This is a genomic window from Gordonia sp. (in: high G+C Gram-positive bacteria), assembly GCF_049299075.1.
Lineage (GTDB): Bacteria > Actinomycetota > Actinomycetes > Mycobacteriales > Mycobacteriaceae > Gordonia.
Genome location: NZ_JBAQWU010000467.1, coordinates 1 through 10,664, shown reverse-complemented (window position 1 = coordinate 10,664; position 10,664 = coordinate 1). Strand labels below are relative to the sequence as shown.

9 protein-coding genes and 1 pseudogene are annotated in these 10,664 nt (G+C 65.7%); 5 read left to right on the top strand and 5 right to left on the bottom strand.

Annotated elements, in window-relative coordinates; all coding sequences use genetic code 11:
* Positions 1-8 precede the first annotated feature (8 nt).
* Genes WAW85_RS14820 through WAW85_RS14805 form a run of 4 tightly spaced genes read right to left on the bottom strand, consistent with a single transcriptional unit; the run spans position 9 to position 3,866 of the window.
* Positions 9-929, bottom strand: coding sequence for an alpha/beta hydrolase (locus tag WAW85_RS14820; RefSeq protein ID WP_422560358.1), 921 nt, complete (start codon positions 927-929; stop codon positions 9-11).
* Positions 926-1,321 carry a DUF302 domain-containing protein gene (locus WAW85_RS14815; protein WP_422560357.1) on the bottom strand — a complete coding sequence of 132 codons (396 nt, stop codon included), beginning with the start codon at positions 1,319-1,321 and terminating at the stop codon, positions 926-928. The genes WAW85_RS14820 and WAW85_RS14815 overlap by 4 nt, the downstream gene beginning before the upstream one ends.
* Before the next feature lie 19 nt (positions 1,322-1,340).
* Positions 1,341-1,616, bottom strand: coding sequence for a metal-sensitive transcriptional regulator (locus tag WAW85_RS14810; RefSeq protein ID WP_422560356.1), 276 nt, complete (start codon positions 1,614-1,616; stop codon positions 1,341-1,343).
* A 45-nt stretch (positions 1,617-1,661) separates the two neighbouring features.
* Positions 1,662-3,866: an MMPL family transporter gene (locus tag WAW85_RS14805; RefSeq protein WP_422560355.1), complete on the bottom strand. Its 2,205-nt coding sequence runs from the start codon at positions 3,864-3,866 to the stop codon at positions 1,662-1,664.
* A gap of 168 nt (positions 3,867-4,034) precedes the next feature.
* On the opposite strand from WAW85_RS14805, the gene purB reads away from it, so the two are divergent.
* Genes purB through WAW85_RS14790 form a run of 3 tightly spaced genes read left to right on the top strand, consistent with a single transcriptional unit; the run spans position 4,035 to position 8,572 of the window.
* Positions 4,035-5,462, top strand: coding sequence for an adenylosuccinate lyase (gene purB, locus WAW85_RS14800; RefSeq protein ID WP_422560354.1), 1,428 nt, complete (start codon positions 4,035-4,037; stop codon positions 5,460-5,462).
* A gap of 28 nt (positions 5,463-5,490) precedes the next feature.
* On the top strand, positions 5,491-6,405 hold the full coding sequence (locus WAW85_RS14795; protein WP_422560353.1) for a phosphoribosylaminoimidazolesuccinocarboxamide synthase: 915 nt from the start codon (positions 5,491-5,493) through the stop codon (positions 6,403-6,405).
* Positions 6,398-8,572, top strand: coding sequence for a S9 family peptidase (locus WAW85_RS14790; RefSeq protein WP_422560352.1), 2,175 nt, complete (start codon positions 6,398-6,400; stop codon positions 8,570-8,572). The genes WAW85_RS14795 and WAW85_RS14790 overlap by 8 nt, the downstream gene beginning before the upstream one ends.
* 87 nt (positions 8,573-8,659) lie before the next feature.
* Here WAW85_RS14790 and WAW85_RS14785 read toward each other — a convergent pair whose 3' ends face one another.
* Positions 8,660-9,589, bottom strand: coding sequence for an A/G-specific adenine glycosylase (locus tag WAW85_RS14785; protein WP_422560351.1), 930 nt, complete (start codon positions 9,587-9,589; stop codon positions 8,660-8,662).
* On the opposite strand from WAW85_RS14785, the gene WAW85_RS14780 reads away from it, so the two are divergent.
* Together WAW85_RS14780 and WAW85_RS14775 are read left to right on the top strand one after the other, a co-directional pair.
* Positions 9,588-10,238 carry a carbonic anhydrase gene (locus WAW85_RS14780; protein ID WP_422560350.1) on the top strand — a complete coding sequence of 217 codons (651 nt, stop codon included), beginning with the start codon at positions 9,588-9,590 and terminating at the stop codon, positions 10,236-10,238. The genes WAW85_RS14785 and WAW85_RS14780 overlap by 2 nt on opposite strands.
* A gap of 99 nt (positions 10,239-10,337) precedes the next feature.
* A pseudogene (locus WAW85_RS14775) lies at positions 10,338-10,664 on the top strand (hypothetical protein); the annotation flags it as partial.

Sequence of the window (10,664 nt, the reverse complement as noted above, 5' to 3'; positions counted from 1 at the left end):
GGAGGGGGCTAGGTGCTGGGGGTGAGGGCCAGGTTGCGGCCCAGGAATTCGACCTGTTCGGGTAGCACCGAGCGCCAGTAGCGGTTGGTGTGTCCGCCGGCGGAGGTGCCGAATGCGGCGGGCGGGCGCAGCTGCGAAGCCCACTGGCGCGTGTAGGTGTAGAACTGGTCGGCCGAGCCGATTGAGATTAGGACCGGGATACGGGCGAAGCGATCCTGCTGGCCGAACAGCGAATTGGCCAGGTAGTCGTCGTAGGAGTCGAAGGCACGCTGCGGGAACGCCGTCGGATCGGCCCACATTGCGGGTGAGCTGACGGCGATCGCCGCAACGCGCGGGGCGCCGACGATGCTGCCGATGCGAAGTGCGCCGTAGCCGCCCATCGACCAACCGAACAGCCCGAAACGGTCGGTGCGCAGGTTCAGTGCCTTGTCGGCGGCGAGCATCGGAAGGAACTCGTCGAGCAGCATGGCGGCACCGTCGGTGCCGTCGGTGCGCGGGTGGAAGTAGTTGCGGCCTATCGCGGCCGAGGCGATGGCGTACGGGGTGCCCCCGCCGTCGACGTACTCCTGCAGCACGCCCTGCATGTTGAGGGCCTTGCCGAAGATCGAGCTCTCGTCGGTGTTCAGTGCGTGAGCGACGAGGACAACCGGGAGCGTTCCGGTCACTCCGCTCGGCCGGGCCACCGCCCACTTGGTGGGGCGGCCCATATGCTTGGAGTCGAAGGTTCCGGTGACCACCTCGGGACCGCTCGGGTCGGCGGGGGCACCGGTCTGAATGGGTAGTTCGTCGTCGGTGCCGTGCTCACCGATCGGGAGTTCTTCACTGGCGGTGTGGGCGACGCCGCAGGCGGTCAGTGAGGCAAGGGACGCCAAACCGGCGGCGCCAGTCAATAGGCGTCGCCGGTTCAGGTCGGCAGGTAGTCCGGTCACAGGGCGTTGATCACCGCCTGGAGCTTTCCGGTGACCTCGTCGGCGACCGCAGCCAGCGCCGGGTTGTCGGGTACGACGGCGACCATGATCTGCGGGTTCATTGCCTCGACCAGCACGGCGCCGGCGTCGTCGGGATCCCGCCGCACGACGACGTTGCACGGTAGGAGCAGGCCGATCTGCTTGTCCGCGGTGACGGCGCGATGGGCGGCTGGCGGATTGCAGGCGCCCAGGATGAGGTAGTCCTCCAGATCCACGCCGATCTTGTTCTTCAGCGTCGCGGCCATGTCGATTTCAGTGAGCACACCGAAACCTTGGTCGGCGAGCGCAGCTCGCACCCGCGCGGCAACCTCGGGAACAGTACCGCCGGTACGTGTGGACAGGGCGATGTTCATGGTTGTCTCCTCTCGCGGGTTAGGCCAGGGCGAGGAACAGCTTCTCTAGCTGCTCCACGTCGAGGGTTTCGCCGTCGCCGTTGGCCTTGGCCGGGTCGGTCAGGCATTCGCGCAGGCCGGTCGCGACGATCTTGAACCCGGCCCGGTCCAGGGCGCGGGAGACCGCCGCGAGCTGAGTCACGACGTCCTTGCATTCGCGACCGTCCTCGATCATACCGATCACCCCGGCCAACTGGCCGTGCGCGCGGCGCAGCCGGTTGACGATAGTGGCGGTGGCTTCCTCGTCGCCAATCATAGTGAATTCCTCTCTATTTCCCTCATTCTATGCCCCTTGGGGTATTCAGTGTTTGAAGGAAATCTTGGGCAGGACCTGATCGAGCCAGCGCGGGCTCCACCAGGCGCCTTTTCCGGAGATTCGCAAGATGGCGGGCAGCAGGACCAGTCGGATCAGCAGTGCATCCAGCAGGACGGCGACGCCGAGAATGATGCCCATCTCCTTCGGTGGCAGCGGGTCGGCGAGGGCGAAGGTAAAGAACACTGCCACCATGACGGCCGCCGCGGCGAAGATGACTCGGCCTGAGTAGGCCATCGCATCGATCTGCGCCTGGTGCGGATCCGCGCTGTGCTCATAGTGTTCCTTGGCTGTGGCCAGCAGAAACACGGTGTAGTCCATCGCGATCGCGAAGATCATCGCGAAGAAGAACACCGGACCCCAGCCGTTCAGGAAGCCTTGCGGGTCGAAGCCCAGGAACGACGATCCGTGTCCGTCCTGGAAGATCAGCTTCGCCACCCCGAACGCGGCTGCGGTCGACAGCAGACTCACGACGGTGCCCAACAGCGCGATCACCGGGGCGCGCAGGGCGATCAGCAGGAGCAGGAAGCCGAGTATCAGGATGGTGATCGCGACGCGCGGGAACCACGTGTTGAGCGCGTCCTGCAGATCCAGGTTCTCCGCGGCGGCACCGCCGACCAGCGCCGAGCGTGGCAACTCGCTGCGCAGTTGGTCCAGGGTGTCGCTCATCAGCGGATCGGACGGGTCCATGACGGGCATCGCCTGGATCAGCGTCCAGCCGGAGCCGTCGCCGGCGGGTTGGGCCGGCATCACGGCGGCGATGTTCGGATTGGCTGCGGCCAACTCGGCGGTGCGCTCAGCGGTTTGCTCGGGCGCGACGATCGCGATCATGCCGGGTGCGCCGTCGCCGAACTTCTCGGCGACCACTTCGTAGCCCTGGCGGACGGGGGCGTCCTCGGGGACAACGGTGATTGACGGCATGGCGACTTTGAGGCCGAACACCGGGATCGACAGGGCGATCAGAAGTCCGAGGGCGACGATGGCCGGGCCCCACGGGTGCCGGTGCATAAACTCGCCCCACTTGGTGAACAGCGGTGAGGCGCCATGCTTGCCCTTGGACCACGGCAGCGAGCCTGCGTTGATCTTGCTACCCAGGCCGGCCATCACCGCGGGCAGCAGCGTGAGACTGGCCGCGAGTACAAAGATGACTGCCATCATGATGCCGATCGCCATGGTGCGCACGGCGGGAGCGGGCACCATCAAGACGGCGGACAGGCTGATGAGCACGGTGAGACCGGACAGCAGGATGGCTTTACCTGCGGTGTCCATGGTTTCGGCGGTCGCATCGTGGCGGGCGCGGGCGGAGTCGTGGTCGTCCTGGCGTTGGGCCATGGCTGCGCGGAACCGCGACACCATGAACAGCGCGTAGTCGATACCCAGGGCCAGGGCGAACATCATGGCGAAGTTCATCGCCCACACCGAGATCGGCGTGATCTGGTTCAGGATCACCAGGCCGCCGGCCGAGGCGACCAGTCCGGCCAGCGTCAGCAGCAGCGGCAGTCCAGCGGCCACCACTGAGCCGAAGGCGACGATCATGATGGCCAGGGTGATTGGCCAGGAGATCATCTCGGCCTTAATCATCGCGTCGTGGTTGGCTTTGTTGAAGTCGCTCCACAGTGCGGACGAGCCGGTGGGGAAGACGTCGACATTGTCGCTGGAGAGCGCGCTGATCTCGGCTTTGTGATCGTCGACGGCCTTGACCATGTCGTCGGTGCTCGCGTTAGCGCCAATGATCGCGATCGCAGTCTGACCGTCTTGGCTGATAGTCAGGCCCGGCATGGGCGCGATGATCTCATTCCGCAGCCGTTCGTCGGTGACGGTGATCTCGGAGACGTCAGCGATGACGCCGTTGATCTGCGCCTGGGTCAGCGGGCCGGACTTGGAGTTGATCACCACCTGGATGGCGGCCGATGAGTTGCCGCCGAAGTGCTCCTGGGTGATCTCGCGGACCTGTACCGATTCGGTGCCGTTGGCCTGCCAGCCGGCCCCGGCGAGGGTGTTGAAGACCGACGGTGCGGCGATGCCGAAGCCGACCACCAGTACGGCCCAGGCGGCGTAGATCCACCGGCGGTGGGTGGCCGTCCATCGGCCGAGCCGGGCCATCGGGCCGGGCGTCGACTCGCTTTCGGGGCGGTCGGGTTGGTCGGGGCTCTTTGGGGTTGTCGGCTCGGCCGACTCGGCGCTGGTGCTCATCGCATCCTCCTTTTGATACCCCTGGGGGTATTAGCTCAAATCAGGAATATACCCATGGGGGTATTCAGGGTGCAAGCCATCGGGGTGCACACCGGGGATCGCTCAGTTCCGTTCCGGCGGCAAACGGCGATTCTCCGACGCCGGGGGCCAGGTACTAGACTGCTCGACGTGGGAAAACCTGCCATCAGCAACGTTCTGGCCAGCCGCTATGCCTCCACCGATCTCGCTGAGATCTGGTCGCCGCGGAACAAGATCATCCTGGAGCGCCAGCTCTGGATCGCCGTGCTCACAGCGCAGCGTGACCTGGGCATCGAGGTGCCGGCCGCGGCCATCGGCGACTACGAGCGGGTGATCGACGAGGTCGATCTCGATTCGATCGCCGACCGCGAACGGGTGACCCGGCACGACGTCAAGGCGCGCATCGAGGAGTTCAATGCGCTCGCCGGACACGAGCAGATCCACAAGGGTATGACCAGCCGCGACCTCACCGAGAACGTGGAGCAGCTGCAGGTCCTGAGCTCGCTGCACTACGTCCGCGGTCATGCCATCGCGCTGCTGGCACGCCTCACCGAACGCGCGGCGCAGTATTCGACCTTTGTGATGGCGGGCCGCAGTCACAACGTTGCCGCTCAGGCCACCACTCTCGGCAAGCGTTTCGCCTCGGCCGCCGACGAGCTGATGATCGCGCTCGTGCGACTCGACGAGCTGATCGCCCGCTACCCGTTGCGCGGCATCAAGGGCCCGATGGGCACCAGCCAGGACATGCTCGATCTGCTCGACGGTGATGCCGCCAAGCTGGATCAGCTCGAAGGCAAGGTCGCCGAGCATCTCGGCTTCGCCAACGCCCTCACCTCGGTGGGTCAGGTGTACCCGCGCTCGTTGGACTATGACGTCGTCTCCGCGCTGGTACAGCTCGCGGCCGGGCCGTCGTCGCTGGCCGTCACCATTCGGCTGATGGCCGGCCATGAACTGGTCACCGAAGGCTTCCAGCCCGGTCAGGTCGGCAGCTCGGCCATGCCGCACAAGATGAACACGCGCAGCTGTGAGCGGGTGAACGGACTCGCGGTGATCCTGCGCGGCTATGCCTCGATGACCGCTGAGCTGGCCGGGGCCCAGTGGAATGAGGGCGACGTCTTCTGCTCGGTGGTCCGCCGCGTCGCACTGCCGGATGCGTTCTTCGCGATCGACGGTCTGATGGAGACCTTTCTGACTGTGCTCGACGAGTTCGGTGCGTACCCGGCCGTCATTGCCAACGAGCTGGACCGCTACCTGCCGTTCCTCGCTACGACCAAGGTGTTGATGGCCGCAGTGCGCGCCGGTGTCGGCCGCGAGAGCGCGCACGAGGCGATCAAAGAGAATGCCGTCGCGGTGGCACTCGCCATGCGCGAGGAAGGCCGCGCGCCAGACCTGCTCGATCGCCTCGCCGCCGACGACCGCCTGCCGCTCGACCGCGCCGCCCTCGATGCGCTGATCGCGGACAAGTCGGCCTTCGCCGGTGCCGCCGACGCGCAGGTCGCCAAGGTGATCGCCGATGCCGCGGTGTGGATCGAGGCCGAGCCGGAATCGGCGGCTTACCGTCCGGCACCGATTCTGTAACTGCTTCTCGGACAAGAGGATTCGCGCGATGACCCACTCCAACCCCGGCCGACCCGCACTCTCGGACTATCGTCATATCGCTTCTGGCAAGGTCCGTGACATCTATGAGATCGACGCCCAGACGCTGCTGCTGGTCACCTCGGATCGGATCTCGGCGTACGACTTCATCCTCGATACGCCGATCCCGGACAAGGGCCGGATCCTCACCGCCGCGAGCTTCTTCTGGTTCGACACGCTGACCGTCCCGAACCATCTGGCCGGCGGCCCGATGGACGAGCGGATCCCGGCCGAACTCGTTGGCCGCTCGATGGTGGTGCGCAAGCTGCCGATGGTGCAGGTCGAGTGCGTGGCGCGCGGCTATCTCACCGGTTCGGGACTGAGTGACTACCGTGCGACCGGCGCCGTCTGCGGCGTGCAGCTCCCCGCCGGACTGACCGAGGCCGACCGCCTGCCCAAGCCGATCTTCACGCCCGCTACCAAGGCCGCGATCGGCGACCACGACGAGAACGTGAGCTTCGAGCGCGTTGCCGCCGGCGTCGGCGACGACCTCGCCCGGACCCTTCGCGACGTGACGCTCGACATCTACGGCCGCGCCGCTGAACTTGCTCTCGATCGGGGAATCATCTTGGCGGACACCAAGTTTGAGTTCGGACAGGCCGCCGACGGCTCGCTGGTCCTGGCCGATGAGGTTCTTACGCCAGATTCCTCGCGGTATTGGGAATCGGCTACCTGGAAGCCCGGTGAAGTACAGCCGAGTTTCGACAAGCAGATCGTCCGGAACTGGCTGACCTCCGACGCGGCGGACTGGGACCGGCACGCTGACGCACCTCCGCCACCGCTACCCGACGACGTCGTGGAACGCACTCGCCAGCGGTATATCGAAGCGTACGAACGCATTTCGGGTCGCAGCTTCGCCGACTGGCCGGACGCTCACCATGCCTGATTCGTTGAAGCCCTCCTCGATGGTTAAGCGAGCGCAGCCAGTCGAAACCACCCCTCCCGTCGCGAAGAAGGTTCCGTCGCGCCGCGAATTCCACGGCGACGTCTTCGTCGACCAATACGAGTGGATGCGCGACCGCGACGATCCCGAGGTGATCGCCTACCTCGACGCGCAGAACGCCTATGTGGCGGCGCAGACGGCGGCGCAAGAACAACTCCGCGATGACGTCTTCGGTGAGATTAAGGCGCGCACCCAGGAAACCGACATGTCGGTGCCGGTGCGGTCCGGAAAGTACTGGTATTACTTGCGGACGCAGGAGGGGCTCGCGTACGCGATCCGCTGCCGCCGTCCAATCGACGACGTCGATGATTGGACCCCGCCGGAGATCGCTGCCGACGGTCCGGTCGACGGCGAGCAGGTGCTGATCGACGGCAATAGCGAAGCCGCGGGTCACGACTTCTTCGCGCTCGGCGCGTACTCGGTGAGCCACGACGGCCGCTGGCTGGCTTACTCGACCGACACCGTCGGTGACGAGCGCTATACGTTGCGGATCAAGGACCTCGACACCGGCGAGCTACTGCCTGACATCATCGAGAACACTGCAGGCGGTGCCACCTGGTCGAAGGACGCGCGGCATCTCTTTTATCTGACAGTCGACGATGCGTGGCGCCCGGATACGGTCTGGCGACACGAAGTCGGCGAATTGTTGGTTGATACCAAGGTCTTTCACGAACCTGATGAGCGATTCTGGGTCGGCTTCGGCGCCTCACACAGTGACGAGTTCTTACTTCTGCTGACCGGCTCCAAGGTGACCACGGAGGTGTACTTCCTGCCGATGTCCGACCCGACGGGCGATTTTGTGTCGGTCGCTGGACGCACTGAAGGAGTCGAATACTCGGCTGAGCATGCGGTGATCGGCGGGCGCGACTACTTCGTCATCGTGCACAACGGCGAGACCCCCGAAGGCAAGGCGGTGAACTTCGCCGTCGACGTCGTCCCATCCGACGACTTGTCCGATCGTCGGACGCTGATCGAGCATCAGTCATCGCGGCGTATCGAGGATGTGGACTGCTTTGCCGACTACTTGGTGCTCTCGTACCGGGCCGATGCGTTGCCGCGGATCGCCATCGCCGACCTGCGTGGGCGCACTGCCCTGCCAGGTATCGATGACTTCGTTCCGGTTACCTTCGAGCAAGAACTCTGCTCGACGGGCCTGGGTTCCAATCCCGAATGGGACGCCCCGCACCTGCGGATCGGGTACGGCAGTTTTACCGAACCGGCAGAGGTGCTTGATCTGGACGTCAGCACCGGCGAGCGTACGCTCCTCAAACGTGCGGTCGTGCTCGGCGACTTTAACCCCGCCGACTATGTGGCCACCCGCGAATGGGCTACCGCCGCCGATGGCACCCGCATCCCGATCTCCATCGTGCGCCGTGCCGACGCCCCGGCCCGAGCGCCGATGCCGTTGCTGCTCAACGGATACGGTGCCTACGAGATCAGTTCCGATCCAGGCTTTTCGGTGCCTGCACTGTCACTTCTCGACCGCGGCGTGGCCGTCGCTACCGCCCACATCCGCGGCGGCGGCGAGATGGGTCGCGAGTGGTACGAGCAGGGTCGCTTGTTACATAAGCGGAATACCTTCACCGACTTCGTCGACGTCGCGCAGCATCTCGTCGACACCGGAATCACCACACCGGCGCAACTCATCGCCGACGGCGGCTCCGCCGGCGGCCTGCTGATGGGCGCGGTGGCCAACCTCGCTCCTGATCTGTTCGGCGGCATTCTCGCCGCAGTACCGTTTGTCGACCCGCTCACCTCGATTCTCGATCCGTCGCTTCCGCTGACCGTCATCGAATGGGACGAGTGGGGCAATCCGCTCGACGACGCCGAGGTGTACCAGTACATCCGCGGTTACTCGCCCTACGAGAACACTTCCGCTCGGCCGTACCCGGCGATGCTGATCCTCAACTCGTTTCATGACACCCGGGTGCTCTTTACAGAAGCCGCGAAATGGGCTGCGGCCCTTCAGGATTCGACCACTTCAGGCAAGCCGATCCTGCTCAAGACCGAGATGAAGGGCGGTCACGGCGGACCCAGTGGGCGGTACCGGCAGTGGGAAGAGGCGGCCTTCGAGCTCGCCTGGATCCTCTCGGCCTCTGGGGCTGTCTGAGGGAGTGGTTTCGACTCGGGCTCGTGCGTCGACTGGTTGAGCCAGCCCGAACCAAGTGAGTGCGGTGTCGAAACCGCGCCCCGGTAGTCAACCCTCGCCGGCGAGAGCGAAGAGCCCGGCTTCGGTGATTTCGATGAGGCCGTCGGTGAGTAGCGAATCCAGGGCGCGGTCGCGTTGAGCCCGGTCGCGGGTCCACGCGATGTCCAGGGCTGGGCGTTCGACCGGGCCGGAACTTGCGCGCAAGACGTCGAGCAGCTTGCCGCGGGCCTGCCGGTCGGTGCCCTCGTACTTCGCCGGTGCCCGACGCCCACCAGCGGCGGTGGGCCGGCCCAGCCGATTCCACCCGCAAATCTCGGTAATCGGACACTCGTCGCATTTGGGAGTGCGCGCCGTGCACACGAGGGCGCCGAGTTCCATTAGGGCCGCCGAGAACTCGGGGGCGTCGGGCGCGGCAGTGCCGTCGGCTAGGCGCGGTGTCAATGCCTCGGCGTCTAACAAATCGGCCTTGGCCGGATTGCCAGGCTCGCGGCCGTGCACTGCACGGGCGATTACCCGGCGCACGTTGGTGTCGACGACGGGAACCGTTTGGCCATAGGCGAAGCACGCGACAGCGCGGGCCGTGTAGTCCCCGATTCCGGGCAGGCCCAGCAGCACCTCGACGTCCTCGGGCACCAGATCGTCGTGTTGTGCAGCAAGGGTTTTCGCGCACTCGTGGAGTCGGAGGGCGCGCCGCGGATAGCCCAGCTTTCCCCAGGCGCGAATCACCTCACCGGCTGATTCGCTGGCCATTGCCGACGGCACCGGCCAGCGCTGCACCCACTGCGTCCACGGGTCGACGACTCGCGCCACGGGCGTCTGCTGCAGCATGATCTCGCTGACCAGAATCTGCCAGCCGGATATGCCGGACTCGCGCCACGGTAGGTCGCGGCGCGCCTCGGCGAACCACGCGAGGATTGCACTATTTATGCGCCCCAGTGGAATCTTTTCCAGTCCGGTGGGTGTAACACTAGAACGCATGAAGGATCTGACTCCGGCAGAGGCATGGCAAGTCATCAAAGCAGGCAACGAGCGCTTTGTTCGTGGTGAATCGATTCATCCCAGTCAGGGTATCGCTGACCGTGCCCGCCTCGTCGACGGTCAAGCCCCCCATGTGGTTCTCTTCGGTTGCGGTGACTCCCGAGTGGCCGCCGAGGTGATCTTTGACCAGGGCCTCGGCGATATGTTTGTGGTCCGCACCGCCGGACACGTGATCGATTCGTCGGTCCTCGGATCCATCGAGTTCGCTGTGGAAGTCCTCGACGTCCCACTGATCGTGGTGCTCGGCCACGATAGCTGCGGTGCCATCTCGGCGACGCTACGTGCGCTCGACAATCTCGAACTGCCGCCCGGCTATATCCGCAGCATTGTCGAACGCGTTATGCCGAGCGTCATCGCCGGCCGCGGCGAGGGGCTGGAGCGGGTCGACGAGTTCGAGGCCCGGCATGTCGTGGAGACCGGCAAGCTGCTCGAGGAACGCAGCCGGATCATCGCCGACCGCATCGCCGACGGACGGCTGGCCGTCATCGGGATGAATTACCACCTGAAGGATGGTGCGGCGACCATCTCTGGTGGCATTGGGGACATCGGCGAGCCGTGGCCAGCGAGCGTCACGCAGACTGCTCGGTAGCCCGGCGGCGGCTGCCCAAGTGTGGTCGCGCACGCAAACCCGGCGACACGCCGCCGCAGGTAGGCATCGGCTCTACCATGCGGCGATACCGTGGCAGGCGTGAATGAACCACAGGGACCGCTCCCCACCGAGTTGTATTGGAAGCGACGGCTGCTCGCCGTCGCAGCTGCGGTGATCGCGGTCGCCTTGGTGATTGGCCTGATTATCTGGTCCAGCTCCGGCGGTGGCGGCAACGACCCGGCGGCGACGAATGCGGCGGCGACCGCGGCCTCATCAGCTGAGACAGTGGCGCCCACCGAGCCTGCGCCGACGCAGGAAACTCCTGCTCAGGGTGGTCAACCGCCGGTCGCGAGCAGCTCGGCGGCCGCACCTAAACCGGAGGATGGCGCGCAAAATCCGCCGTCGGAGGGTGCGCAGGTGGCCCCC

What these genes read in the sequence shown, in the direction of transcription:
- WAW85_RS14815 (WP_422560357.1), bottom strand. Translation starts at nt 1,321, where the DNA reads ATGAACATCGCCCTGTCCACACGTACCGGCGGTACTGTTCCCGAGGTT.
- WAW85_RS14810 (WP_422560356.1), bottom strand. Translation starts at nt 1,616, where the DNA reads ATGATTGGCGACGAGGAAGCCACCGCCACTATCGTCAACCGGCTGCGC.
- WAW85_RS14805 (WP_422560355.1), bottom strand. Translation starts at nt 3,866, where the DNA reads ATGAGCACCAGCGCCGAGTCGGCCGAGCCGACAACCCCAAAGAGCCCC.
- WAW85_RS14795 (WP_422560353.1), top strand. Translation starts at nt 5,491, where the DNA reads ATGACCCACTCCAACCCCGGCCGACCCGCACTCTCGGACTATCGTCAT.
- WAW85_RS14790 (WP_422560352.1), top strand. Translation starts at nt 6,398, where the DNA reads ATGCCTGATTCGTTGAAGCCCTCCTCGATGGTTAAGCGAGCGCAGCCA.
- WAW85_RS14780 (WP_422560350.1), top strand. Translation starts at nt 9,588, where the DNA reads ATGAAGGATCTGACTCCGGCAGAGGCATGGCAAGTCATCAAAGCAGGC.
- WAW85_RS14785 (WP_422560351.1), bottom strand. Translation starts at nt 9,589, where the DNA reads ATGCGTTCTAGTGTTACACCCACCGGACTGGAAAAGATTCCACTGGGG.